Below are 24,694 nucleotides of genomic sequence, written 5' to 3' on the forward strand. Positions count from 1 at the left end.
CGGCTCACTCCTGTACGAGGATCGGGCGGACGCGGTCGGCGCCGGGCTCCAGCTCCCAGGACCAGCAGCGGGCGACGACGTCCGCGCCCTTGGGGTGCCGGCGCGACGTCTCGACGGCGAGGCGGACGGTGTCGCCCAGCCCCCAGTCCGTGCCGAGGCGCGGGGCCTGGGAGGCGATGGCCTGCATGGTCCATACCTGGGCGCCCTCGGCCATCAGTCCAACGGACTTGATCGCGTGGGCGTTCAGTTGGTTGGGGTCGGTGACTCCCGTGGCCGGGGTGTAGCGGTATTCCCAGACGGGCCAGCCGTTGGCCAGCTGCGCGGTGGCGTCCTGCGCTGCCGACGTCAGCCGGGATGACCCCTCACCCTCGCCGCGGGCCCGGACCCGGGTAGCGCCCTTGTCCTTCTCGTAGGACTCGCTGAAGAGGTAGTCCGAGACGCAGCCCGGGAAGTCGAAGACGGCCTCGGGCGTGGCGTCCTGCAGACCGACCTGCTTGCGGATCCGCAGGGGAAACTGGAAGCCGTTGTGCCCGGCGTTCCAGACCACGTCAATGGTCCACTCGGGTCCGCCGTCCAGGCCCATGATCTCGGTCAGGCAGGACAGGATCGTCTTGTCGTCGCCGTCGTCGGTCAGGTAGTCCATGGTCGTGCCGGTCGCGACCGCGTCGATGACGAACGGTGGGCCGCCGGTCAGGGCCGGGGTTACGAGGGCGGAAACGACGCTTGCCTGGTCGGTGTGGAGCAGCGTCTGGGTGCCTGGATAGCGGCAGTCCAGGTACGCCTCCAGGGTGGCGGCGCCGAGCTGCACCGTGTCCGCGCTGCCACCGTCGCGCGGGAGGACGGCGCCGGCCCACAGCGGGGTGTCGGTGGTGGTGTCGACCGCGACCAGCAGTGATCGGCCCGGGGCGGTGGCCGACTCCCATTCGGCGGGTGCGCCGTCCAGGCTCAGCTCGACCTGCAGCGTGGTGGACGCGCCCATCCGCCGGGTCAGGGCGCCGGACGGCTTCAGGGAGGGGAGATCCTCCACGATGCCGCCGGTGCTCATGTCGACGCCGTACCAGGCGAGCTGGTAGGGGCCGCCGGTCATGTCGTGGACTCGTACTGTCCGACGATCGTGAGCCGGTTCCCGGACACCCAGGTCCACGGGGAGAGGCTGTCGACGACACCGGCGGCCACCGTGCTCCCGTTCACGGCCCCGGAATCGATGTGGATCATGATGGAGGTGCCGTCGGTGTTGGTCTGCGCGAGCCCGGACACGCCCCGGGAAGCACCCGGCTCCATCGAGGCCTTGCCGATCGGGTAGTTCGTCGCGGCGGCCGTGACCGGCAGGGAGAACGTCCAGTTGTCGGCGGCGACCACACCGGAGCCGAAGTTCGTTGAGGTCCCGAAGGCGATGTTCATGCTGTAGATCACCAGTCGGCCGAGTTTGGTGTAGCGGCAGTCGACCGTGGCGTTTCCCCAGCTCGGCGTGTGCGCGCCCGTGGACGTGGTCCAGGTCGGCGTCCAGGCTGTCCAGGCCCCGGGCATTTTCTGGTAGGTGTCCCAGGCGCTGCCGTTCCAGATCAGCAGGTTGCCGCCCGAGTAATAGGCCTGTCCGGTGTACGGGCCGGCCGGGGCCGCGCTCGACGGCAGGATGCCGCCCGGTGCCACGGTGTACGGGCGGATGGTCTGGCTCACCGAGGGCGAGCCGCCGCCGGCCGCCGGCACGCTGATGGTGGCCAGCTCCACCCCGGTCTGTCCCGCGGGGATCGTCGGGGCGACCGGCGTGGCCGCGGCCGTCCCGGCCAGGTACACCGGCTCGGACTTGCGCAGGCCCGTGCCGTCCAGGTCGGTATCCCACACCCGCAGATACACCAGGTCGATCCGGGGCAGAGTGGCGTGCGCCGCGGTGAGCGTCAGGGTGAACGACGCGTCCAGGGGGCAGATGTACACGCCCTCGCCGGACGGGCCGGACACGGCCATCACGCCGGGCGTGACGGTGATGGTGGTCCCGGAGACGGAGACGTCGTAGCCGCCGGACCCGGGCCGGATCCCGGAGCGGCCGCCGCGAGCGGTGCCGTTCGTCATGACCTGCATCGCGGTCGCGCGTCGCAGTTCCTGCGCGTCGTAGGTGGTGCTGTTCGTCCACAGTGCGTCAGGCATGGGGGCCCTTCCTCACATCCATGCGGGCCGCCACTGCGCGGTGAGCGTGGCAGACGAGTTGTAGATGGCCGCGCGGAACTCGATCCGGACGGTGCCGCTGGCGGGGATCTCGGGCCACGTGGTGACCGTGAGGTAGCGGCGCCGGCTCGCGGTGCCGTTGAGCATGACGGTCCGGGCGGCGCAGTCGATGACGAGGCTTTCGCCGCTGATCAGGGTCTGGCTGTACGACAGGGAGATCGGCTCGCCGCCGCCGTCATCCACGACGACCTTCGGACTCTGAACGGGGCCGGCGACCGTGAAAACGGGCCGGGTGGCGAAGGTGCCCGGGTTCGTCGCGGTGATGGCGCCCGTGACGGTCGTGGCCGACACCGTCCAGGGCGTGGCCGCCGGCAGGGTCAGCCCACCTGTGGTGGACGGCAGAGCCGTCGTCCCGGTCTGCAACGTGATGCTGTACCGGCGGGGGTCCGCCGCGGTCACCATCACGCTGTACGTCGCCGTGTTGGCGCTGACGTATTGGATGAGAGGCTTCCCGCTGCGCCTGACCACGGCCTGTTTGGGAATGGTCTCCTGCACCACCAGCAGCGTGTCGGTGAGCGAGGCCGCCGCTCGCAGCCGGTCCATGGCCAGGTCCAGGTCCTCCCGGGAGGGAGCGACGATGGTGCCGCCCAGGGTGAGCGGCCGGGCCCCGAGATAGGCCGGTGACGCCCAGCTCCCGTGGTCTCCCTCACGGTCGGTGTACGACGACCGGAGATCGGGGGAATCCCAGCCCTCCAGGGTCTGGAGGTACCAGGCCACGCCAGCGGAGTCGACGCCCCCCAGGGTGAGATCCCCCAGGCTTGCCTGGAGGCCGTCCAGGGTGGCACCCGGCGTGTACGGCATCCGCGCCCCCTTCCTCAGCCCACGAAGTTGATGACGCGGGCGATGTCGTGCGCCTGCTCGGCGGCGGTCTGGCGGGCGCCGTAGAGGTTGATGGTGATCTGCCGCTGGACCTCGCGGGCGATGGCAGTGGCCGCCATGGCACCGCCGCCGTACCGGCCAGCAGGCACCAGCTGGTAGCCCATCGCAGCCGCCGACTTCGCCAGCAGGGCACGCGACCGTTCGGAGTTGTTCCAGGGGATCCACGACTCCGGGACGCTAGCCTCTCCGCCCAGCACCATCGTGGGGCGGGTGAGGATGCCGCCGGCGGCCATCGCCTTGCCGCCCTGCTGCGTCCACTGCCGGATGAACTCGTCCCGATTGGCGGGTGGCAGGGCCTTGATCTGGGCGGTCATCTTCGGGACCAGGGCACGGATGGTGGCGACGTCCAGGCCGGCGGAGATGAGGTCCCCGAACCCGCGGCCCGGGCCGCCCCGGAGCGTCGACAGCAGGACCAGACTGTTGGTGAGATCCTCGCCGCTCAGCGAGTTCTGGGCGTTCTTCACCGAGTCGTTCGCCGACCGGGCCGCCTTGCTGTCGCCGGCCGCCTGGTGGGCCAGCTCCATCGCGGAGGCGTCGCCCTGGGCGGCCAGCGCCTGGGCGAGGTCCCCGAACCCGGAGGCGGCCAGCTTCTGGAGGTCGGCGGCGAACTGCTGGGACTCCTTGGTGGAGCTGTTGAGCTGCTTGGTGAAGTCGCCCAGGGTCGCCTTGGCGAGATCACCGGTCTTCTTCAACTTCTCGGTGATCCGCTTGAACTCCTTGTCGGAGGCGCCGGCCAGGGCGTTGACCAGGTCGTATCCGCCCTCACCCATGCCCTCCAGCATCTTCTGGAGTTCGGCCCCGCCTCGCGCACCGACCTTGTTCAGGCTCTTCCGCCATCTCTCGGTGGAGGCGACGCTCTCGTTCAGCTGGGTCTCGTAGGCCTTGAGGTTGAACGCGCCCGGCGCCTTCTGGCCGTGCTTCAGCCCCAGTTCCTCGTCGGCCTCGTTGACCTTCTTGCGCTTGGCCCGGACCGTGCTGTCGGCGGACCGCTTTTCTTTCCGGGCCTTGCCTACCCGGTCTTCCGCGGCCTCCAGCTGCGCCTTGGTGTGCTTGCGGTGCCGGACCTTGTTCAGGTTGGCCTCGGCCGACTTGAGGTTGTCGGCGGCCTTCTTCTGTTCCTTCAGCGCCTTGGTCAGGTCGTCCCATGCCTGCTTCAGGTCGTCGATCTCTTTGTCGTAGCGCTGCTTGGCGTCCGTCGGGCCGCCGAGCACCGGCGTGCCGGTCGGGGTGTAGGTGAAGCCGGGGATGCCGCCGCCCGCCAGGCCGCCAGCGGCGAAGCCGGGGATGCGGTTGGCGTTGATCGCCGTCAGCAGTGGCAGGTACCTCTTGGTCGACGCGGCGTTGACGACGAACTCCGTGTTCGCGATCCGGCCGACGGCGCCGCTGGCGAAGAACGCCAGGATGCTGTCCGACCGCCCGGTCCCAGGACCGTGGATCAGTCCGTTCGGACCGATCTGGACGCCACCGCCCTCGGCATAACCGGGGACGAGTCCGCCGCGTGCGCTGCCTGGCATACCGGGCAGCTGCGGCCCGGAGTGCGCCCCGCCCTGCTGGACCGTCTTGTAGTAGTGGGTGGTGTAGACGCCGATGCCGACGTCCTTGCCGTGCACGTCGTTGATGTAGCCCTGGATGATTGAGGCGGCCGCCCGCGGCCCGCCGGTGGGCAGGGTGATCTCGACTGTCTTGCCGTGCGTGTCTCGGATCTTGAAGCCGAGGGCTTCCAGGGCCTTGCGGGCGTCGCCGGTCAGGGCGCCCATCGTGACCGTCTTGCCCTTGGTGTGCTCCACCTTGTCCTTGACGGCCTGAAGATCACGCATCGCCGACTCGGTCTTGGCGGTCACCGCGGTGGTCTTCGACGCGGGCAGCTGGGCGTAGGCGGCGGTGAGCTTGTTGATCGCGTCGGCCGAGAAGCCGGCGGCTTCCATCTGCTTGCGCAACAGGCCGATGTCCTTGTCGAGCACCTTCTGGCCGGCTTCCTGGCTGTTCTTCTGCTCGGCCACCGCCTGGGCGTGGTCCATGGCTGCCTTGGCGGCGTCCAGGAACGCGCCCTTCACCGCGCGGCCCTTCTCCGTAGTGACGTCCAAGGAGTGGCCGTTGTCCTTCACGGCCTCGGTGAGGTCGGCGAGGGACTGGCGGAAGCTGATCTCGCGCTCGGCGGTGCTGATCGCCGTACCGTTCAGGTCGTTGAGAGCGTCGGCCAGCTTCTCGGCCTCGGTCTTCTGGTCCTGCAACGAGTCGGCGGTCACCTTGGCAACGTCCGCGAGGTTCTTCTGCCCGCCGGCCGTGGTTCGGGTCTGCGTGTCGGCGTCGGCGAGGGCGTCGGTGTAGCCGGGCAGCAGGGACTTGAACTTCTCCAGCGACGTGCCGTCGAGCCCCTTGGACAGCTCCTTGAACGTCTTGTTCGCCTTCTCGGCGGCGCCTGACTGCACCATCTGGGCCAGGGCCTGGTCGAGGGCCTGCACCTTCGTCTTGGCGTCGTCGAGCTTCATGGATCCGCCGCCGAGAACGTCGTCGTCGGTGATCAGCTCCATGGACTCTCGCCAGTGCCGGATCCGGTCCTCCATCGACGGGTGCGCGATCTGCTTGACTGCCTCGTTGAGCTGGTCAAGATCCGCACCGAACGCCTTGGCCGCCTCCCCCGAGACCTTTCCGGTGTCGGCGAAGTCCAGGAGGCTGTTCGTGAGCTTGCTGGTGCTGGGCGGGGCGTCTCGCATCTCCTTCTTCAGCTCGTTGACGCCGTAGGTGATAGCGGCCAGGACGCCGACGACAGAGCCGAGGGTGCCCAGGCCGGCGACCGCGGTCCGCGCCCGCGCTGCGGTGACCCCCATGGAGGCCAGCGCGGTACGTGTGGCCGCGATCCTCGGCAGCAGCAGAAGGATCCCGGCCGCAGCGAGGGACGCAGCGCCCCCGACTCCGGTGAACAGGGTCACGGCGTGCTGCACGCCGGGCGGCAGGCTGTTGTAGGCGTCCACGACGCGGGTGACCCACTGGACCATGTCGCGCAGGGCGCCGTTGGCACTGCTGCCGCCCTCGATGAGGGCGGTCTCGATGGCGCCGCGCAGGCGCTCCATGTCGCCGGCCAGGTTGTCCGTCTGGACCGCCGCGACCCGGGCCGCGGCCCCGTTGTCGTTGACCGCCCGCGTGTACTTCTGGACCCCGCCCGCACCCAGCTCGTACAGGATCGTCGCCGCGCGCACGGCATCCGACCCGAAGATCGTGGCAAAGGCCGCGTTGCGGGCCTCGGGGGTGAGGGTGCCGAACGACGACTGGAGGTTGCCGGCCATCTTCGCGAGGCCCACGAACTTGCCCTGGCTGTCATAGGCGGTGAAGCCCAGCTTGTCCATCATCTGGCGGGCCTCATCCGACTGCGGGGTGAGCCGCTGGAGCATCGTCTTCAAGCTCGTGCCGGCGTCCGAACCCACCAACGCGTGGTCGGCGAACGCGGCCAGGGCTCCCACCGTGTCCTCAAGGCCGAGCCCGGTCTGGTGGGCGAGCAAGCCGCCCTGCCGCAGAGCCATGCCCAGACCGCTGATGTCCGCGGCAGACTTGTTCGCGCCGGCCGACAGGACGTCGGCGATATGCCCAACGTCCTTGCCCTTCAGGCCGAACGTGTTCATGGCCTGAGCACTGATGATCGCCGCGTCCGCCAGATCCATCTGCCCGGCCGCCGCCAGCGCCAGCGAGCCCTTCAGGGCGCCGCCGGTGATGTCCGCGACGGAGACGCCGGCGCGCGCCAGCTCGGCTTCGGCGTCCGCCGCCTGCGTGGCGGAGTACTGGGTGGACTTCCCCGCCTCCAGGGCCGCAGCGCGCAGCTGGGCCAGCTGCTTCGTGTTCGCGTTCGTCACGGCGCGCACGTTCGACATGGCCTTGTCGAACTTGGCCGCCGAGGCTGCGGCCACGGCGAAGCCGGTGAGCATCGCCGTACCCACGGTGGCGCCCGCGCCGGCGAGCCGGGAGGTGTTGTCGGCGGCCTGCCGCAGGCCGCGGGTGTACTGGCTGATGTCCGCGCGCAGCCGGACGGTGACGGTGCGAGTGGCCACAGGTCACCTCCCGGTAGGGCGCTCGATCTGGACGTGCACGCCGTGCGTGGAGCCGTTCTTGTCCTGGTACGCCTGGACGGCCTTGGCGGACGCGGTGCACGCGTGGCAGCGGATCAGGTGGGCTCTGAACTCGAACTCGTTGGCCTTGTCGGTGGCGACGTCCCAGGGCTGTCCGCAGTCGGGGCAGGCGTTGGCCTCGGCCTCGAGCAGGGCGAGCGCCCAGGCCCGGTCCTCGTCGAGCCACAGCGGTTCGCCCTGCTCCACAACGCGGCCGAGGAACACCGACCGGGGGACGCCCCAGGCGCGGGCCGCCTCTACTTCACGTCGAAGACGCGTTCCAGGAGTGCGGAGGCGGCGAGCGAGAAAGGGGCGATGTCCACGGAGGTGTGGACGTCCCAGGCGGCGTTCGCCAGCTTGTCGATCTCGCCCTGGTTCAGGACCTCGAACAGTTCGGCGGCCTCTTCCGCGGTCATCACCGGGTCTACGCAGGACGCCACGATCAGCGCCCGGGGGAAGGTCTGGGCGTCGAACAGCTGCCCTTCGTCCTGCGACGGGTGCGCGGCCAGCAGGTCGCTGTACGCCTTGTCCCCGATGTACCGCAGGGTGAAGGGGACCTCTGCTGCCTTCGCTTCCTCCCGGACTTCCTTCAGCCGGGCGGCCAGGGCCCGGGCCGGGTGCTCTTCGGTGAGGTCGGACGGCTCCCAGTCCGAGGAGACCTTGCTGATCTCCTCGGTGAGGCGCTCGACCTCGCCGGCCAGGTCGCCGCGGATGCAGATCGGGACCGTGCGTTCCCGGGGCTTGGCCTGCTTCAGGATGTCGCTGATGCTGGTCATCAGGCCACCGTCGCGGCGGTCGCCGGCGCGTCCGTCACCTTCATCGGGGACACGAACTTCATGACCTCGTTGGCGGCCGGGCTGGAGTTCTGCGGCTCTCCGCAGGTGATCGGGTAGACCTCCACCTTCTGCCCGCTGGCCCACGCGGTGTTGTAAGCCAGGCCGCGCCGGACCACGAGGAAGCCGGACACGCCGTACTTCAGGGTCGTGTAGGGGGCGTCGTCGCCGACGGTGTCGCCGCGCTTGAACGTCAGCTCGACGTCGAAGCCGACGCGGCCGACCGTCTTGGTGTCGAAAGTGGAGGCGAGGGAGCCGGTGTCGACATCCGCGGTGCTGGGGTCGAGCTTGAGGCCGTCGGGGGTGATGCGCTTGGTGTAGTCGGCGCCGGCGGTCAGCTCCGTGACCGTCGGGGCGTTGATGTTGGCGACGGTCGACAGCCACGCCACGCGGGTCTTGCCATCGCTGATGAGGTCAGCCATTGGGCCCTCCAGGGCATGAGAAAGGCCCTGGCCAGAGGGCGCAGGGCTTCAGAGGTGGTGGGTGAAGGGCGGCGGTCAGATCCGCAGCGCCGCGACGGTCACGGAGGCGGCGGCGCTGTAGCCGATGGCGCACAGGCCGTCCGACGCGTTCTGGAGGAGATCGGCGCTGAGCGGGCCGATCATCCGCTCACCGCTCGCCGGCACGCTGACGGTGACGTTGGAGACGGCCTGCCCGCGCAGGGAGGCGGTCGCGGTGAGCGTGACGGTGATGGGCGAGCCCCCGCCGTTCTTCACGTGCAAGAAAATCCTGTCGCCCACCTCACACTTGTCGCCGCCACCGGTCGCGGCGCCATAGGTGGGGTTCAGGCCGGCCAGGGCGATGACCTGGGTGGCGAGTGTTGCCATGGGGTGCCCTCCATCAGGCAGGTGTGGAGCAGATGCGGTACTGGACGGGGACGTAGTAGAGCGGCGGGGTGACGTCGTCGTCCCGGGCCACAGGAGGGCCGCCCCGATCCTCAGGCGGCCAGCAGGTGCGCCCCGGGACGGCGAGTGGCGTCGCGAGCGCCCTGCGGACGCGGTCGGCCACCCACAGGGCACGATCGACGTCTCCGCCCACGCACGTGATCTGAATGGTGGAGTCGAACTCGGTGCGCTCGTCCGCGAGCGATTCACGCACAGCCATGCCCGGGTCGGGGTAGAGCACGGCGAACTTGTCCGGCGGCGTCCAGGCGCTCGAGGTGGGGGCTCCGCCCACGTAGACCGTCAGGCCGGCCGCCTCCAAGGCGGCCTTCACCGCATCCAGATGCGGCAGTATCTGGGGCTGGGCAGCCGAGGGCATCATGCCCCCCAGGTCAGGCCGCGGTCGGCGAGCAGTGCGATCTGGGCCTCGAAGCGGGGCTCTTCGACGTCTGCGGCGCGGCCGCCGTCGCGGTGCGGAGGGTTCTTCACCGAGCCGTACTCCAGCAGGTTGCCGAGGGCTCCCTGCGGGGCTCCCTTGTCCGGGCCGATGATGGCCATGAAGATGTCCGGCCCGTATGCGGCCAAGTCGAAGCCGATCGAGTTCGGGTAGGCCGGCGCGTGACGGCCCGAGGACTGCCGGGCGTTGGCCTGCCAGTCCCGCTTGATGTTCACGGCGCCGCGCATCGTGACCTGCCGGACTTCCTGGCGCAGCCGGGGAATCGCGCGGGCCAGCTGCCGCTCGAGGCGGCGGACGTCGCTCATGTCGAAGCGTGCGCTCATGACCGGTCCTCCGTTCTGATCCGCCACGCCGTCGACTGATCGGAGAATGTCGCGCCGGCCACCCAGAGGATCAGTCCGACCATGCGGGCGTCCGGTGAGGATGTGACCTCGATACGCATGCCCGGCATGATCCGCGTGCCGGCCGGCAAGGAAGCGGCCCAAGGTAGCTGCACCTCGTACTCGCGCAGCACAACCTCGCGTTCGCCTGCCTCGGTCTCTTCCCCCGTCGATGCGGCGATGGCCTTCACCCGGGCCTTGCCGCTGTAGAGGGTCGTCTGCTCGCCCGGGACCGTGTTACCGGAACCCCGGTCGAAGACGTCCGGTGCCTGCGCATACAGGCGGACCGTGTCGCGCATCCGGGCTTCGGCCGCCCGGCGGCCTGCCGCAAGGACTGCATCCAGGCTCATCGCAGCCTCATCGTGCCGATGCGGCGGCGGTAGTCGCCCAGCATCGTCTTGTGGGCGTCGGAGAGGCCGCCCAAGCCCAGCGATTCCGCGGCGAACGTCCGCGTGTAGTCGTCGATAGCCTCTTGGCGGAGCATCGACGGGTTGGCCAGCGTGGACGCGGCAAGATCCAGACACACGGCGCGGACGTCGTCCGGCACTTCCTCGTAGCCGTGCGTGTAGGTCACCTGAACGATGCCAGGGTCCGGATAGGAAGCGGTGCCCGGAAGATACCGCCAGCCGCCCGTGCGCAGCAGCCGGTCCCCCGACAGCACCCAGTCGGCGAGCACCAGAGCCTGGACCCGCACTTCGGACACCGAGATGACCGGCCGCTGCGGCAAGACGAGCTCCGCAACGTCGATGACCCGTAGCTGCACAACGTCGTCGACGACCTTCGTGATCGTCTGCCGCGTCCATTTGCGGATCACAGCCGATGCAGACGCCAACGCCAGCTCGGCGGCGGCCGGATCGACCGGAGTCTGCATCACTGTCGACAGTTCGGCCGCCGTAGCGAACGGGGGAAGAGCCACGGCGACCTCCCTGTGTCAATTCTTGCGCGCGTCGTCGTCGAGCTTCTGCCGGACCTCGCGGGCGTGGTCCACGTCCGTCTCGGGTGTCGGCTTGCCGGCTGTGACGCCTGCCACGGTGTAGTGCTCGCTCGGGGTCGGGTCCGTTGCGACACCGTAGAAGCCCTGCTCCTGCGCCCTGTCGGTGGCGTGCTGCACGGCCTTCGCCACGTCGTCGCCCTCAGGCACGGGCTGGTTCTCCGGCTCGCCGGCCGGCTTGTTCGATCGCGATGCGGCCATGACAGGCCTCCTTGGTTCCGGAAGAGTGCGGATTAGGCGCCGACGGTCTTCAGAACGCCGACCGGATAGCGGGACGCCTCGGTGGGCTGCTCGTTGTTGATGCGGTTGGAGACCTGCCAGCCGACGCGGAACGTCAGGCGGACGGCGGTCATGTCCTGTTGGGCCAAGTTGTAGATGATCGCGCCCGTGTTGTCCTGGATGACCGCCTGGTCGAGGATCTTCATCGAGATGTCGGAACGCACACCGATCACGAACTCGTCCCAGTCACCGGCGAACAGGCGCACACCGTCCACGCCAGCGCCACCCGCGAGGGGGAACATGCCCTTCATCGCGTACTGGATCGGGTAGCCGTCGAGGGTGCGCATGTCGCCGGAGATACGGGATTCGTCGAGCTTGCGGCCCTGGGTGTCGCGGGCCCGGCGCAGCTTGCTCTTGGCAGAGGTTGCGGCGACGAAGCCGTTGACCTCGAAACCGTCGGCCTCGACCTTCTCGTACACGTTGTCGATGTCGCCGAAGAAGCCACCCTGCGCGGCGGTGGCGCCCTCGTTCACGCTGTTCCCGGCCGCGGTGGCGGCCGAGAGGATGTTCGTGGGAAAGCTGGAGGGCGCGTTCGTCCCAAAGAAGATCGTCGAGTCGAGCAGGCGCCCGAACGCCTCCCGGACCAGCGGCTCCGCCTCGTCCCACAGGTCCGCGTCGGTGTCGGCGAGGACGTTGTCCGGGAACGGGACGATCGTCGCCATCTCCTCGACGTTGAGGAACTTGTTCGCCCAGTTCACCTCCGTGGTCTGCTTCAGGCCCGTGTCGCCGGCGACCCAGTAGGCAACCGGCAGAGCGGACAGGATCGGCAGCCGGACCTGGCCGCGGGCCACCGGGATCCGCTTGAACATGCTCAGCGCGGCCGAGTCTTCGACGGCCTTGCCGAGCATCTCCTTGGAGACTTCCTCGGGGATGAGAGCCGCGGCGTCGGTCCGCGACGTGATGTTGTTGTAGGCCACGGCTGATGCCTGCCTTTCGCGAGAATGGCCGGCCGGATCAGACCGGGCCGGACGTGGTTAGCTCGCACCCGCCTGCTGGCGGATGAGATCGTTCATGGAGGTCGGCTTCGCCGCCGTGGTGCGCGCACCGCCGTCGAACGAAGGCGGCGCCTCCTTCGCCAAGTGCGGCTTGCGCTTGAGGAGATCGGCGAGGGCCTTCTCGATGCCCTTGCTGTCGATCTCGCCGTCGTCGTCGACGAAGTCCGCCAGGTTGAGGAAGGCTGCGGCGTCGGAGGGATCGGCGAAGGTGGCCGCCGCGAGCGCCCTCACTTCGGCGCGGGTTGCGCGCTCCACCATTGCGGTGGCGCGCTGCTCGGCCTTCGTCATGCGCTCGGTGGCCTTCTGGAGTTCCGACTTGTCTCGGTCGTCGATCTCCTGCAGACGGGCGGCGTGCTCCTTCGCAGTCTTCTCGGCTGCCTTGGCGCGGCGCTTCCACTCGTCGAGCGCCTTCTCCCCCGCCGGGCCGAGCGGCGCGCTGGCCGTCGGCTCCGGCGCCCCGGCCGGCTCCTCTGCCGGCTCGGCGCCCTCGCTTCCCTGCGGAGCGGTGGATTCGGTTGTGGTCTCGGACATGCGTGCTCCCGTTGCGGGATCAGGCCGCGCGTTGCGCGCGGTCAGGACAAATAGCCGAAGCGACGGAGCATCGCGATCGCCTCGTCGCGTGATTCGGCAAGCTCGAAGATCTGCTCGGGCATGAGCCGGGGCGTGCGCAGGTGGAAGCCACGGCCGCTCGGTGGGACCAGTCCGCGGTCGACCGCGCGGCGCCGCTCCAGACGGTAGAAGTGACCGCGGCGCGTGGCGCCCTCGCGGGTCGCGCTCAGGACACGGCCGTAGGCGGTCGTGGTGTACATGCCGCGCCGGGCATTCACCACCTGCGCCATGTCGGCGCCCTCACGGATGGCCCGGGCGCCGGCCTCACCGAAGGTGCGTTCCTGCTCGGCTCTGGACAGGCTGTCGAAGTAACCACGCGGGTCCATGAACCCGCGGCCGCCCGTGTCGTCGGCGCCTTGGCCGCGGTGCTGGTTGCGGGCGATCAGCGTGGTCGGCAAGTGGATGCAGTCGCAGCGAGGATGCCGCTGGAAGCCCTTGTTCCAGCCGAACTCCTTGCCGGCCAAGACGATGCACCGCGCGCACGCGGGCGGCTGAACCACGCGCACGTAGCCCTGGATGGTGCGCTTGCCGGCCATCGACGCCCCGACGGCACTCCGACCGGCCTGGGCCACCTCCGAGCCGGACAAGGCCAACGCCTGTCGCAGGCCTCGCATCAGCGCATCCTGCGCGGCCAGCCCGGCCCCGATGCCCTGCTTTGTCGTGATGACCGGCAGGTACATCAACGAGTCCAAGGTGCGTCCGTCGGCGGCGACCCCAGCGAACGCACTCGGCCGCACAGCGCCCAGCCGCTCTGGGTCGGCGCCCTCCGCGGCCACGACCTCGTCCACGTAGTCGTCGGCGAGACGCGCCGAGGCCAGCTGGCCCGCGGTGACCGTCTGGACCACCCTTCGGCCGATGCCCGCGTTCCACGAGCCGGTGAGGTCGCCGATGTCGATCAGCCGCCACAGTTCCTGGACCTGGTTCGCGGTGAGCCGGGTGATCCGCTGCTGCTGCCGGTAGTGCCGCAGCGCGATCCGCCGGACGCCGACGGTCACCCCTACCCCTCAAGGCCAGCTTGCAAAGGATCGGCCTCCGCAGACGGCTTGGGCCCGTACTCGGCCGCCATGTCGCCCGCCATTGCCCGGTCGAGAGCGTCCTCGTTAAGGCGACGCCACCGCTCGATCTCCTGCGGTGTAGCGCCCCAGCGCTCCCACAGCACCTCACGCGGTACGCCGAGCGTGCCCATCTTCACCAGTGCGTCGACCAGCTCGCCTTCCGTCCGCCACTCCGGGGACTTCCACACGATCCGGGCCTGCAAGGAGGCGAACCCGGCCAGGCGCATCGTGCGCTCCAGGCCCTCCTCCAGGAACCGGCGCCGCTGATAGATCTTGTGGATGAGGCCCGCCTCGGCCGCCTTCAGAGCCTCCGCAGACAGGTTCGTCAACGCCCCCAGCAGGTAGTGCGGCGGCGTGGAGGTGATGGCCGCGATGTCGCGGACGTCCTCCTCCTTGGCCTTCAGGTAGCCCGTAAGGTCCGCGGCAGCGAACTGCCCGAACTTGGCGTTATCGCCCTCGGCGACCAGGATCTTGTTCACCGCCACGTCGAACGGCTCGATCTCCTGACCGTTGTCATCAACCGGGATGTCCATCCCCGTCGCCCACTTCTGTGGGAACGCCGCCGCTTCCTGCGTCATCATCCGGTCCGCGATCGTCTTGTTGATCCGGTCCTGGATCCCGGTCACCGACCGCAGCTCCGAGGCCCCCGGCTTCAGCATCCGGGGCCGGTTCGCCAGCTCACCGAACGGCACCTCGCCCAAGACGTTGCGGCCACCCCACTTCTCGCCGGCCACCTCCCGCCGCACCCACTGTGGCTTGCCGCCCGTCTTCGGCTCCGGCGCCTCGAACTTGTAAATGCGGTCCGGGAGGTAGAGGGTGCAGCACAGCCGAGCCGTCCAGTCATCCAGCCACAGCTTCAAAGCTGCTGCCGGGACACCGGGAGCGTCCGGGCGATAGGCCAGGATGACCTGCGTCGGGTGCTCCGGTGTGACCCGGAAGCCCCCATCCCGTACCGGCGACACCATCAGGTACGCAGTGCCGTGGATCGCGGCCTCCAGAAAGGCGAGCTGAGAACCGCCGTCCAGGTTGTTCTCCTGCCACAGCTCCCACGCCGCCTCGTCCGCGGCGCCCTCGATGTCCGACTGGAAGCCGGCCACCTCCAGCCGCCCCACGAAAGCGTCCACCACCAGCTCGCAGTAGTTCGCCCGCGACATCTTCAGCAACCGGCGGAACGGAGCCCGGGCCCTCTCGTGCAGATGCGGCAGCGGATGCTCGCACTCGTAGTAGTCGTCGTAGACCTTCGTCTCCGCCGACCGCTTGGACAGAGCCTGGTACAGGCGGTCACGCCACCACTCCGGGGACTGGACAGTAGGCTCAGGCATCCGGCCCCCTCTCGGTCAGAATCCACGCGCCCTGCGCCTCTTCGGCTTGGCCAGACCCGCGGCGACCGCATCCCCGGCCGCCTCGTGGGCGAGGATCGAGCACATGGCGATGTCGATCTTCTGCGACTCGGACGCCTTCTTCAGCAAGTACCGGCCCGCCGGCCGAGCCGCCTTCCGCGCATTGCGGATGTGCTGCCCGGCCCACGTACAGCCGTCGTGCCGGAAGGTCGAGTCCTTCTTCGTCACGTCCGTCGCCAGCCGCTCGGCCGCGCCGTGCATCTGCGCGATCCGATTCGTGTACCAGCGGGTGACGGTCTTCTCTCCGTACCGCTCGGCGAGCGTGTCGCACTCGGACTCCCAGAACGGCGGGTCGAGATAGGCGCGCACCACCCGGTAAGTAGAGAACACCTCGTCGAAGGCGGTCATCACCTCAAGCCGCGGCACCTGCCCGCTCCACTCGGCCGGGTTCCAGACCGTCGGCCGGGAATCAGGCCCGTAGGTCGGGGTGAACTGGTAGCCGTCCAGGGTCTCCAGGCGGATGCCCGTCCAGTCGTCGATGTCAGAGCCGTCGAAGCCCAGTGTCACCGCAGTGCCCGGCTCTACCTCGCGCGGCTCGCGGCGCAGATCCCAGCGGTCGCCATCGATGTACGCCCCCGTACCGGCGACGATCCGGTTCAGGTAGAACCGCTCGGCCTGGGCCGGGTCCTTCTCGGCGATCTCAACCAGTTCGCCGTCGATCCGGTCCAGGTCAACCCAGCCGCCGGCGAGAACGGAGGAATCGCCGTAGGCGACGCGCAGCGCCTTGTGCCGCTCCCGCTTGTTCGCCAGCGACGCCGGCGCCGGAATCCGGTGGTCGCGGTACACGTCCTTCACGGATGCCTCCGCAGTGCGCTGGGCCACGGACTGCTCCGACGGATCCCAGGCATTCGTCGTCTCTACCGCGCGGCCGCCCGTGCCTGACAGATTCCTGCGCTGAGTCTCGGCGAGCTTCCAACCGCCGTTCGCCTCCAGCCAGCTGTGTGTCTCGTCCTGCACCGCGAACGTGATCCGCTGACCGAGTCGGGCCCGGCCCGAGCTGGTGACCGGCTCGATGCGGCCACCGCCCGGGACATTGATGCGGGTCTCGCCCGTGTCCGGGATGAAATCCGCCAGCGGCCCCTCGTCAATCATCGGGACGAGCGCGCGATAGACGTTATCCGTCTGGTCCTCGGACGTGGCCGCGATCTGGATCCACGGCGTCTCCCACGCCCGTCCCACCGGCTCGCCGCCCGAGTCCCAGCCGGCGAACCTGACCGGGCCGGCCGCCTCGGCGCACACCATCGCGCAGGTCAGTGGACCCTTGCCCCACTTCTGCGGACGCACCAGCTGGCTGCGGCGGTAGTGCCAGGCCGACCGCCAGCCGTCCTCCGTGGCGTCCGGTCGGAGCCGGTAGTGCCATGCGAGGAACGTCCACATCTCGTCCGTGAGCAGGTACGGATTGCCGATGTCGTCGCCGTCCGGAATGACGCAGTGGGCCTCGATCCACTCCCCCACCAGCCAGCCCAGAGTGGGGAATTCACCCGGATGGTCAGGTCCCCGCCACGGCATCCGAGGACACCTTGCTCAGGTCGACGCCACCCTCGAAGAGGAGCACGTGCTCGATACCCAGTTCCCTCATCGTGCGGGCGAAGCGCTCGACGGCCTCATCGTCCGTGAAGGCGTCGCCGACATTGCCGAGGACGAGGACGTCGCCCGGTTCCAGCTTCACCAGTTGGGCCATTACGATCCTCCAGCCGCTTCCGAGTCGACCACCCGCAGCCTCTGCCGGGCCGTCTTCTTGCGGACCTGCGCCGTGCGCTCCTGTCGCTGCTCGGCCACCTCGTCGGCGGCCACCTCCCAGCGGAGCCGCAGCATCGCCAGCGGCGTCAGCCCCAGCCGGTCACCCAGTTGGCGGGCCTCCTTCGAGGCGTCCAAGTCGCCGAGTTCCGCCTTCACCTTCCAGCGGACGTACTGGGCGACCTCGCGAGTCCAGCCGAGCCGCTCCCAGGCAACCGACTGCGGCGTCGCCCACAAGTCCGACCACAGCTCCGCTTCCAGGGCCGCTGTCGCCTCGATCTGCTTGTCCAACACGGTCGCTGCCGACTGCGCGGCGTCCAGCTTCCGCTGCACCGCGGCCCGCTGCCGGCCCTGCAAGTCCGGCTCCATCAGCTGGAGCTCGTACTCGTCGGCTTGGCGGCGGGCCATGTCCCGCTGCGTGGTAGCAACGACGTCGTCAATGAGCGGCCACTTGGGTGGTTCTCCCTGTCGGCCACCCGCCGGCAGTCGGGTCATCGCAACCGTGGCGTTGCGCCGACGTCGCTCCCCGGCTGGCTTGGGAGGCGGTCCCATACCTGCCATGACTGATCAACTCCTCGTGCCGTTGCGGCACGTCGGCGCCCGCCGTTGCGGCCAGCGCAGGGTCACACTGAGTCATCACGGACTTCGATCTTGCACCGCCCAGACCCGTACAGACGGACAGCCACCTCCCCGGCGGTCCCCCGGCAATTCCGGGACGGGGGGTCCCCCCACCCCGACCGTTACAGAAGGTGACGACAGTCCGGCCACCGGGACCAGCGGGGGTGACCCGGGGTGGTCAGGCCCAGACGTAGAGGGTGCCGTCGTGCACCACTCGGTGCGGGTGCAGGGCCGCCCGGGAGCCTCCAGGGCCGTCATGACCAGCCGGCTCAGAGCAGTGCAGGTGCGCCAGGAGGGCGAGTTGGTGAGGGGCTCCGCACCTGGGCTCCTCATCCTGCGGTGCTTCGATGGGCATCGGCTCAGCCGCCTGCTCTTTGACCGTCACCTTGGGCTTCGCGGTCATCGGTTCCAGCCTCCAGGCTGCTCGCGCGCTGTGCTGCTGCTGTGGCAGGGACCGCACAGGCCGCGGCCGTGCCGTGGGTCGTCGGGGTCCAGGCCGCGGGCCACGAGCTCGCGCCGGCTGAGCGGCCAGTGGTCGGCGTGCACGCTCGGCTGCCCGCACGGCTGCCCGTGTCCGTGCTCCTCGTCGGTGCACACGCACCGCGGGTCGCGGGCGAGGACGGCCGGCCGGAACCGGGTCTCATGCTGCCAGCCGTAGCCCCGCTGCCTCGCCGAACCGCGCCGCTTCTCTGCCTCACGCCGGTGCTGCTCGCACCTGCCGCCCTCGGTGTACTCGGGGCACCCGGGGACGGTGCACACCCGGTAACCTCCGCGTTTGGGCATCGCTGACCTCTCCGGGGTCGTACCGTATCCCTCACGCATTGAGGGGGATCATGGCTGACAGACACAGCGGACAGCGCCCATTCAGTAGCGGCGAAAAGATCACGGTTGCGGTTTTCGCCTGCATCATCGGGTTTGCGTGCTTACAGAGTTGCGGCAGCGACGATGACGAGTCGACGAGCAGCAAAGATCGCTCGGCATCGACAGTGACTGGCTCAGACCGTGGAGATACACACACGCTCCCGGTGACATCAGCCCGCTTCACCGAGTGGCCCTTCACGGTTTCGGCTGGCACTCTCCGCTGCCGTCCAGGCGACGAGGTGACATTCACTGCCCCCAACGGCACTGAGTACGCGGTGAACGGTACTGCAAAGGGTGCTGGCTATCCGTCGATCGAACCGATCTGGGCCGACGACGAGAATCTTGGGCATGGCTTAAAGGTCGACATCTCCGAAGTGCTCGCGAAAGGCCGGTCTCTCTGTTGACCAAGCCCCTGAGGATGGGGTCCCGCCGCCCGGGGACGGTGGGCAGACGGCGGGACGATCAGGCGGCGGACTTGCCGCACCATGTGCAGTGGCGGGCCCTGATCGCCGGCACGTATTGGTAGTCGTGCAGACCGAGGAGGTGGCGCAGCCGCCGCGTCCGCGTGTACAGCCAGAACCAGGCCGCATAACTGCGCGGCACCGGATCGTACTCGTCACCGGACCAGGGGCACGGGATCAGCAGCGCTGTCGGTGTGCGAGGCATCGTGACCCCCTTTCAGGCGGCGCGGCGGGCGCGCTGCGGCATCGGCCGGTAGGTGCGGGCCCGGGCCTGTATCTCGGGCAGGGCGTACATGGTCTTGTACTCGTGGCCTTGCCCGGTGAGCCGGCCGTCGCCCTCGAAGCGGCGGATCTTCCCGCGGCGCGCCCACTGCCGGATCACGGGGCCAGGGACGCCGGTCGCCGCGGTCGCCTCGTGCTCGTAGACGAGGTCGTCGGGGTACAGCTCGGTGACGTCCACAGCGGCCTCCCCGGGGCATGCGAAAGGCCCCCGGCAGCAGCTGGGGGCCTTGAGGATTGCGGGCATACGTGTCCTGCCCTGAGGGCACTGTGACATACCGGTGATCGGCAGGTCAAGCAAGACGCTTGCAGGCCTCCGTCACTCGCGCCTCCTACTCCTCGTCGTAGCCGGGGTAGTCGTCGGGGTTGTCGGCAATCCGGCAGTCTTCGCTGCAGTATGGGTAGCCGCCGGGGGCGCCGCAGAGTTGGCACTCGCGGGGCATGGTCAGTCCTGCGGCGCGTAATCGAGGGACCGGCCGAGGATGGCCATGGCCACGCGCTGGCGGTCCGAGCCGGCGCGGTCGCAGAGTTGGTTGGCGAGCGTGTCGTTGCCGGCGGCGAGCGCCTTGGCGGCGACGTCGATCTCTGCACCGGTGGCGATGACGGTCGGGGCGGGCTTGCGGCTGAACAGTCCCATGGTCACACCCCCTTGGCGAGGTGCTTGAACCGCTTCGGCAGCCGCTTGCCGGCGTCGATGACGGCCTGGTTGAGGCGCTGGTATTCGGGCGTCTCGTGGATGACGCCGGCGGCGGCTTCGCGGGCGGTGTGCTCGTACAGGTCGGCCTGTGCTCGCCGGTACGCGGCGATGCGCTCGTTCTCGTCGGCGTACACGTCGAGTTCGTGCTGGCTGGGCTTGGACATGAGGTTCTCCTTAGAGGTTGTGGTTGTGGGCGTGGTCGGCGGCGCGGCTGAGGGCGAGGAGCACGGGCCGCGGGCTGGTCTGTGCGTCGTTCCAGCTTGGAACGGTGTCGCCGCCGAACCCGCGGCGGACGATGTCGAGGAGGAGCGCGGACGCGTCGTCGGCCTGGCCGGGGCTGTCGGCCTCGGCCCGGATGGCGCCGATCGCGCACCGTCGGCCGTCCTCGTCGCGGCAGGCCCCGCGCGCCCACCCGTCGGTCTCGATCCGCACCCGGGCCCGGTGCAGGAGCGCGGCGAGCGGGGTCCGGTACGGGGTGGGGGCCGCGGCCGGCGGCAGCGGGATGGTGATCTGGGGCAGCGGATCGACCGGGATGTGGGCGGTGTTGACGTCGACGGCCAGGGCCGCGGTCGCGAGCCGGTCGTCCATGGCGAGGCTGGCGAGGGCGAGCCGCTCGTCGAGGGTGAGGGCGGGCGGCCGGGTTGCGGGCGCCGCGGTGGTCGTGGTCATGTGGGGCTGCTCTCTGCGCGGTGACGTGTGGATGGGTGGCGGGGCGCCCCTGGGTTGCTGGCAGGCGTCGAGGGGCGCCCCGGCGAAGTCAGTCGGCGATGTTGAACACCAGGCCATTGGGGTCGAGCGTGACGACGGCGCCACAGGCCCCGCACGTGTAGTCGAGGTAGCCCGCGCTGTGGTCCTGGCCGGTCATGTCGCTGTCACAGCAGACCGGGGTGTCGTCGCGGTCGGTGTGGTCTCCGATGGCCAGCGCGTGGCCGTAGCTGGTGGTCGGCATGTCAGTCCTCCAGGTAGGCGGTGAGGCCGCGGCGCTGTTCCCACTCGCGGATGCAGCTCTGCACGATCTGCTTGATGACCGGGTCGGCGCTGTTCTCGTGCTGCTCGATCGCGGTGGCCAGCTCGTCGTCGGTGAAGTCCGCGACCGGCTTGTTCGGCCAGTTCGGCATCGGTGGTCTCCAGTCGGTTCTGGTGGGTGGGACGTGCGGGGCTATCGGCGGTGGCTACGGCAGTGCTGGACGTCCTCGACCTGGAAGTCCTCGACGTACACGTGGCAGCCGCAGCGCTGGCACTCATAGATGCCGCTTTCGACACCCCGCATCGGCTGGCCGCAGCACTTCAGGTCGCCCGCAGGCTGGCCGGGTGCGGCGGTGTAGTAGGCGCTCATCGGTGATCTCCTTCTTGTTGGTGGTGGGTTTCAGCAGGTCCAGCGCCGGTGCTTCGGGTTGGGCAGGTCGGCGAGCTGCTTCTCTAAGCCGCGGAGTTCGGCCTCGTCGAGGAAGCCTTCGTAGTTGTCGCCGAGGGGTGCGCCGACGCTGGCAGCAACGTCGGCGATGTTGCGCATGCGGCGGGGCGGGGTGTCGTGGATGGGGCCGTGCCCGCGGAGGATGGTGGCAGCGTCGGAGCCGTACTCCGTGCAGGGGGTGTTGGTGAACGGCAGTCGGCTCGTGAAGCGGATCTCGGAGTAGAGCTCCGCGTCCTCCCACGGCGCCAGGTTCTGGGCGATCTTGTAGACGATGTAGTACGGCTTGCCGAGCTGGATGTCGCGGACGAAGCGTTTCTCGTCGCCCGGCTGCCAGGTCTTTGCCATGAGTGGTCTCCTTGTGGTCTGAGGTGGTTTGTTCAGTAGGAGCTGGCCATCGGCCACGCGGTGCGGACGGGCTGGCGTCGCTCGAACTTGGCGACCAGTGCGGATCGCAGGGCTTCGAGTCGGTAGCCGTTGCCCCGCGTACCGTCGACTGCCGGGACCTTGGTGACCTTCACGGAGACGCCTTCGGATCGCAGCGCAGCAGCAAGGCGTTTGCCGACGCGCGAGCGGTACTGCTCTTCGCTCTCGTCGCTGCCGCGCGTGAACTCGGGGTCGACCGTGGCGAGGTAGGCGAACGCCTCGGCGTTGGTTACTGCGCCACGTCCGGTTGCGGATGCCGCGTTGATCAGGTGCCCTACCACGTTGGGCGCGTCGGCGGTCAGCGTCGAGTGAACAACTTGCAGACGGCTCTCTGTGGATACGCGCTGGGGATGCGCGGGGCTACCCATGATCACCGCAGCGGTCGCTACGAGGGCAGCAGGGTTCTCATCTCCGAAGTCGAACCACTCCCCGTGGATGCGATACGGGGCGAAGTACTCATGGAGGCCGCTCTCCAGCGCCCTGCCTCCGCGTGTCTTCCAGATCAGGTGAAGCGGGACTGGGGAGCCGACGCGGAGGTCGTCGAGGCGCGCGGCGACGTTCTTCGTGACCCCGATCTTGACAGGCCTGGTGAGTGTTGACCCGATGAGGTACACCCATCGGCTCGCGGTGTCGTCCACTGTGTCCTTCTTCCTGTTCTGCTGGGGCCGCTCGGTCCGCTGCTTGCGCCGGAAGCGCACCTGGCAGGGTGGATATGTTCACTTCTGATACGTCTTGCCGGATGGATAGTCGATCTTCGAGGCTGGCTTCCAGCCGGATTCGATCCACCCGCCATCCGGCCCGCAAGACGCCGCAAATGCACACGTATCCACCCGACAAGACGTGACATAACGGGCGACTACTCGCCGAGCAGCAGGTCCAGCGCGTCCTTGATGTCATCTCGCCGGTAGCCGCGGACTTGGCCCTCACGACCCGGAATCGTGATCTTCACGGTGCCACCCGCGCCCGCCGCGCGCAGCAGCTCCCCGAGCCCGGTCTCGGTCATGCTGCCGCCGATGAGTTCGGCCATCTCCCGCAGCTGCGCCACGTCACGGCCGAGCGACTCCATCGCCTTCAGTGCGCCGCGGCAGGCCTCGATCTGCATGCGCTGCTCCGGCGTGCGGGCGATGACGCTGCGCCCCGGCGCACCGTCCCGCTTCGGGCCGCCGGCCGCCGACGACAACCCGGTGGCGTTGAGGAGGTGCCGCTCGATCGGGTCGTCCCACTGACCGGCCAGCCGCCCCGCCCGCTCGCGGATCTTCGCGGCCTTCTCCAGCAGCATGCTGATCTCACCACGCTCGTCCTCGTCCAGGTCGAAGCTCCGCGCGAGGTCGGTGACGCCGGCGAACGGGTTAACCAGCCAGCCGAACCCGGGGCGCGGCGGGTCGAACTTCGAGGCGTCGCGGCCCGCGCCGGCCTGGCCGGCGCCGAGGATAGCGTTCGACTGGGTGGCGTTCTCCACCCGCATCGCCCACCTGGCGCCGCAGTTCATCGCGAGCGCCTGCGGAATGACGTCGACTTCCGGGTACTGGGTGATGAGCACCATGAGGATGCCCGCGCCCGCGGCCACGGCTGACAGCTCGATCAGCGCCTCAAGGATCTCGTCCCGCAAAGGCTTGCCCGGGCGCGTGTAGGTGGCGACCTCGTCGATGACGAGGAGTTCCATGCCGCCGATCTGCTCGATGACGGCCGGGACCATCTTGCTCTTGCCGAGCTTGCCGAGGTCGCGCTCGCGCCGGTCCTTGTCAGCGAGGAGGGCCTTCAGGAGGGCGAGCAGGCGCTCCGGGCTGGGCTTGAAGTAGGTGCTGGCGGCCCCTGTCTTGGCGTATGGGTCCCACTCGCCGTTGTTCTTGCCGGCCACGATCCGCAGGTTGATGCGGGGGTCGAAGGCGACACCGACGGAGAGGTTGGAGGCGCCGACGCCCTTGCCGGACCGGGTCATCCCGGCGATCACATAGGACTGGTTGTTGATGGCCAGCCGGATGGTGATCCCCCGCTTGTTCCAGGCGACGGGCACCCCATCCTTCCACGCGTCAAGCTGAGTCGGCCGCTTGAGGAGCGGGGAAGGGCGGGTGTCGGCGAAGGCGTCCTTGTCGGCGAGCCACAGCGAGGTGCGGACCTCCGTGCCGGCTTTCTCGATGTCGACCATGGACACGTCGCGGCCGAGCGCGCCGGCCAGCTTGGGCAGCTTCTTCTTCAGCTCGGCGACGGTGGTCCGCGGCGGCAGGTCGAAGACGACCGTGGTGTTGCCGTCCGTATCGCGTTGCGGCACGGCCAGGATCTGGATCTTCTCCTCCCCGCGCACCTCGCCGATGGCGCGCAGCGCGGATTCGAGTTCTCCGACGGTGAGCGCGGGCGGCGGCGGGGCGTCAAACTCCCGCGGCTTCGGGGACGGTTCGGGCTTGGCCAGGTCGACCGTGTTCGTGTCCTGTACGGGGGTGGCCAGCGGCTGCACCGGCATCACTGCCTGCTCCGGCATGGTCGGGGCAGGTGCAGGCTGGCCGGCGACGAAAGGGCGTGACACGAGGTACCAGCCGTAGCCGGCCGCGGTGCCGAGCGCGGCGAGGACGATGGGCTGCCCGTGGGCGGTCATCTCGACCGCGGTCCCGAGCGCGGGCAGGGAGGCGAAGCCGCCGCCGAAGAGCGCCGCCGCCCGGCCGGCCTTCTTGGTCTGCCGCAAGCTGGCGATCTCCCGGTCATTCGGGGGCAGCACCGGCTCGGCCTGGATCGCCTCCAGTCGGGCCTCGGCTTCGGCGACCTGCCCGGCCAAGGCCGGGAGGCCGGCGACCTTGACGCCCTCCTCGCTCTGGGCCTTGGCCATGTGGAGACGCGCGTGCAGCTGGGCGACACGACGCTGCTGCTGGGCGATCCGCTCGGCCTGGCGGCGCTGCTTGCGGTCGGTGGCGGCCTGGATGACGTCGACCTGGTCCAGGTCGACGCCGGCCAGCCAGTCCTTCGTGCGGGCCGCGGCGTTGCGACGCTGCTCGGCGAACGCCGCCTTGATGCGGTCGCCGCGAGTGGGTTCGGCCGCCTCCTCGATGGCCTGCTGCTCTGTCTGCTCGGGCTCGGCTTCGGTTGCCACGGATGCGTTCCTTCCTGCTGTCGGCGCGGGGCCCGGTGTGGGCCCCGCG

General features: G+C 69.4%; 33 protein-coding genes. 1 reads left to right on the forward strand and 32 read right to left on the reverse strand.

Going from position 1 to position 24,694, the window contains the following annotated elements; genetic code table 11:
• Positions 1 to 4: 4 nt before the first annotated feature.
• The 21 genes from SCK26_RS10560 to SCK26_RS10660 form a co-directional block, all read right to left on the reverse strand.
• Positions 5 to 1,087, reverse strand: a complete 1,083-nt coding sequence (locus SCK26_RS10560) for a hypothetical protein (RefSeq protein WP_318201029.1) — start codon at positions 1,085 to 1,087, stop codon at positions 5 to 7.
• Entirely contained in the window at positions 1,084 to 2,142 is a 1,059-nt protein-coding gene (locus tag SCK26_RS10565; RefSeq protein ID WP_318201030.1) for a hypothetical protein, read from the reverse strand. The genes SCK26_RS10560 and SCK26_RS10565 overlap by 4 nt, the downstream gene beginning before the upstream one ends.
• 12 nt (positions 2,143 to 2,154) lie before the next feature.
• Positions 2,155 to 3,021 (reverse strand): phage distal tail protein, encoded by an 867-nt coding sequence (locus SCK26_RS10570; protein ID WP_318201031.1) that lies wholly within the window; start codon positions 3,019 to 3,021, stop codon positions 2,155 to 2,157.
• A gap of 14 nt (positions 3,022 to 3,035) precedes the next feature.
• The gene (locus tag SCK26_RS10575; protein ID WP_318201032.1) at positions 3,036 to 7,139 is read right to left on the reverse strand and encodes a phage tail tape measure protein; all 4,104 of its coding nucleotides are present in this window, start codon (positions 7,137 to 7,139) and stop codon (positions 3,036 to 3,038) included.
• 3 nt (positions 7,140 to 7,142) lie between these two features.
• Positions 7,143 to 7,403 carry a hypothetical protein gene (locus SCK26_RS10580; RefSeq protein ID WP_318201033.1) on the reverse strand — a complete coding sequence of 87 codons (261 nt, stop codon included), beginning with the start codon at positions 7,401 to 7,403 and terminating at the stop codon, positions 7,143 to 7,145.
• A gap of 50 nt (positions 7,404 to 7,453) precedes the next feature.
• Positions 7,454 to 7,972, reverse strand: coding sequence for a hypothetical protein (locus SCK26_RS10585; protein ID WP_318201034.1), 519 nt, complete (start codon positions 7,970 to 7,972; stop codon positions 7,454 to 7,456).
• Entirely contained in the window at positions 7,972 to 8,451 is a 480-nt protein-coding gene (locus SCK26_RS10590) for a hypothetical protein (RefSeq protein ID WP_318201035.1), read from the reverse strand. The genes SCK26_RS10585 and SCK26_RS10590 overlap by 1 nt, the downstream gene beginning before the upstream one ends.
• Positions 8,452 to 8,526: 75 nt before the next feature.
• Positions 8,527 to 8,856, reverse strand: a complete 330-nt coding sequence (locus SCK26_RS10595; RefSeq protein ID WP_318201036.1) for a hypothetical protein — start codon at positions 8,854 to 8,856, stop codon at positions 8,527 to 8,529.
• Between the two features lie 13 nt (positions 8,857 to 8,869).
• Positions 8,870 to 9,292: a hypothetical protein gene (locus SCK26_RS10600; RefSeq protein WP_318201037.1), complete on the reverse strand. Its 423-nt coding sequence runs from the start codon at positions 9,290 to 9,292 to the stop codon at positions 8,870 to 8,872.
• Entirely contained in the window at positions 9,289 to 9,690 is a 402-nt protein-coding gene (locus tag SCK26_RS10605; protein WP_318201038.1) for a hypothetical protein, read from the reverse strand. The genes SCK26_RS10600 and SCK26_RS10605 overlap by 4 nt, the downstream gene beginning before the upstream one ends.
• Entirely contained in the window at positions 9,687 to 10,097 is a 411-nt protein-coding gene (locus SCK26_RS10610) for a DUF6093 family protein (protein WP_318201039.1), read from the reverse strand. Before SCK26_RS10610 ends, SCK26_RS10605 begins: the two co-directional genes overlap by 4 nt.
• Positions 10,094 to 10,663, reverse strand: a complete 570-nt coding sequence (locus SCK26_RS10615; protein ID WP_318201040.1) for a hypothetical protein — start codon at positions 10,661 to 10,663, stop codon at positions 10,094 to 10,096. The genes SCK26_RS10610 and SCK26_RS10615 overlap by 4 nt, the downstream gene beginning before the upstream one ends.
• Positions 10,664 to 10,678: 15 nt before the next feature.
• Positions 10,679 to 10,939 (reverse strand): hypothetical protein, encoded by a 261-nt coding sequence (locus SCK26_RS10620; RefSeq protein ID WP_318201041.1) that lies wholly within the window; start codon positions 10,937 to 10,939, stop codon positions 10,679 to 10,681.
• Between the two features lie 32 nt (positions 10,940 to 10,971).
• Positions 10,972 to 11,934, reverse strand: coding sequence for a phage major capsid protein (locus tag SCK26_RS10625; protein ID WP_318201042.1), 963 nt, complete (start codon positions 11,932 to 11,934; stop codon positions 10,972 to 10,974).
• Between the two features lie 57 nt (positions 11,935 to 11,991).
• A complete protein-coding gene (locus tag SCK26_RS10630) occupies positions 11,992 to 12,543 on the reverse strand; it encodes a hypothetical protein (RefSeq protein WP_318201043.1) in 552 nt (183 codons plus the stop codon).
• A gap of 41 nt (positions 12,544 to 12,584) precedes the next feature.
• Positions 12,585 to 13,616, reverse strand: coding sequence for a hypothetical protein (locus tag SCK26_RS10635; protein WP_318201044.1), 1,032 nt, complete (start codon positions 13,614 to 13,616; stop codon positions 12,585 to 12,587).
• Positions 13,617 to 13,618: 2 nt separating this feature from the next.
• Entirely contained in the window at positions 13,619 to 14,998 is a 1,380-nt protein-coding gene (locus SCK26_RS10640) for a phage portal protein (protein WP_318201045.1), read from the reverse strand.
• Positions 14,999 to 15,013: 15 nt separating this feature from the next.
• Complete coding sequence (locus SCK26_RS10645; protein WP_318201046.1) at positions 15,014 to 16,585, reverse strand: hypothetical protein; 1,572 nt, start codon at positions 16,583 to 16,585, stop codon at positions 15,014 to 15,016.
• On the reverse strand, positions 16,566 to 16,757 hold the full coding sequence (locus SCK26_RS10650) for a hypothetical protein (protein ID WP_318201047.1): 192 nt from the start codon (positions 16,755 to 16,757) through the stop codon (positions 16,566 to 16,568). The genes SCK26_RS10645 and SCK26_RS10650 overlap by 20 nt, the downstream gene beginning before the upstream one ends.
• Entirely contained in the window at positions 16,757 to 17,221 is a 465-nt protein-coding gene (locus tag SCK26_RS10655; protein WP_318201048.1) for a hypothetical protein, read from the reverse strand. Before SCK26_RS10655 ends, SCK26_RS10650 begins: the two co-directional genes overlap by 1 nt.
• A gap of 609 nt (positions 17,222 to 17,830) precedes the next feature.
• Entirely contained in the window at positions 17,831 to 18,214 is a 384-nt protein-coding gene (locus tag SCK26_RS10660; protein WP_318201049.1) for a holin, read from the reverse strand.
• A 50-nt stretch (positions 18,215 to 18,264) separates the two neighbouring features.
• Between SCK26_RS10660 and SCK26_RS10665 the strand changes: the two genes are divergently transcribed.
• A complete protein-coding gene (locus tag SCK26_RS10665) occupies positions 18,265 to 18,696 on the forward strand; it encodes a DUF2511 domain-containing protein (RefSeq protein ID WP_318201050.1) in 432 nt (143 codons plus the stop codon).
• Between the two features lie 58 nt (positions 18,697 to 18,754).
• Here SCK26_RS10665 and SCK26_RS10670 read toward each other — a convergent pair whose 3' ends face one another.
• The 11 genes from SCK26_RS10670 to SCK26_RS10720 form a co-directional block, all read right to left on the reverse strand.
• Positions 18,755 to 18,958 (reverse strand): hypothetical protein, encoded by a 204-nt coding sequence (locus tag SCK26_RS10670; protein WP_318201051.1) that lies wholly within the window; start codon positions 18,956 to 18,958, stop codon positions 18,755 to 18,757.
• A 12-nt stretch (positions 18,959 to 18,970) separates the two neighbouring features.
• Positions 18,971 to 19,213: a hypothetical protein gene (locus SCK26_RS10675; RefSeq protein ID WP_318201052.1), complete on the reverse strand. Its 243-nt coding sequence runs from the start codon at positions 19,211 to 19,213 to the stop codon at positions 18,971 to 18,973.
• Positions 19,214 to 19,477: 264 nt separating this feature from the next.
• Positions 19,478 to 19,669, reverse strand: a complete 192-nt coding sequence (locus tag SCK26_RS10680; protein WP_318201053.1) for a hypothetical protein — start codon at positions 19,667 to 19,669, stop codon at positions 19,478 to 19,480.
• Between the two features lie 2 nt (positions 19,670 to 19,671).
• Positions 19,672 to 19,893 carry a hypothetical protein gene (locus SCK26_RS10685; RefSeq protein WP_318201054.1) on the reverse strand — a complete coding sequence of 74 codons (222 nt, stop codon included), beginning with the start codon at positions 19,891 to 19,893 and terminating at the stop codon, positions 19,672 to 19,674.
• 10 nt (positions 19,894 to 19,903) lie between these two features.
• Positions 19,904 to 20,398, reverse strand: a complete 495-nt coding sequence (locus SCK26_RS10690) for a hypothetical protein (protein ID WP_318201055.1) — start codon at positions 20,396 to 20,398, stop codon at positions 19,904 to 19,906.
• 88 nt (positions 20,399 to 20,486) lie between these two features.
• Complete coding sequence (locus tag SCK26_RS10695) at positions 20,487 to 20,678, reverse strand: hypothetical protein (RefSeq protein WP_318201056.1); 192 nt, start codon at positions 20,676 to 20,678, stop codon at positions 20,487 to 20,489.
• A 1-nt stretch (position 20,679) separates the two neighbouring features.
• Entirely contained in the window at positions 20,680 to 20,847 is a 168-nt protein-coding gene (locus SCK26_RS10700; protein WP_318201057.1) for a hypothetical protein, read from the reverse strand.
• A gap of 41 nt (positions 20,848 to 20,888) precedes the next feature.
• On the reverse strand, positions 20,889 to 21,065 hold the full coding sequence (locus tag SCK26_RS10705) for a hypothetical protein (RefSeq protein WP_318201058.1): 177 nt from the start codon (positions 21,063 to 21,065) through the stop codon (positions 20,889 to 20,891).
• A 30-nt stretch (positions 21,066 to 21,095) separates the two neighbouring features.
• Positions 21,096 to 21,488: a hypothetical protein gene (locus tag SCK26_RS10710; protein WP_318201059.1), complete on the reverse strand. Its 393-nt coding sequence runs from the start codon at positions 21,486 to 21,488 to the stop codon at positions 21,096 to 21,098.
• Between the two features lie 32 nt (positions 21,489 to 21,520).
• Complete coding sequence (locus SCK26_RS10715) at positions 21,521 to 22,204, reverse strand: GIY-YIG nuclease family protein (RefSeq protein WP_318201060.1); 684 nt, start codon at positions 22,202 to 22,204, stop codon at positions 21,521 to 21,523.
• 218 nt (positions 22,205 to 22,422) lie between these two features.
• On the reverse strand, positions 22,423 to 24,645 hold the full coding sequence (locus SCK26_RS10720) for a hypothetical protein (RefSeq protein ID WP_318201061.1): 2,223 nt from the start codon (positions 24,643 to 24,645) through the stop codon (positions 22,423 to 22,425).
• Between the last annotated feature and the right edge of the window lie 49 nt (positions 24,646 to 24,694).

Origin of the sequence: Streptomyces sp. SCL15-4 (assembly GCF_033366695.1) — a bacterium.
Lineage (GTDB): Bacteria > Actinomycetota > Actinomycetes > Streptomycetales > Streptomycetaceae > Streptomyces.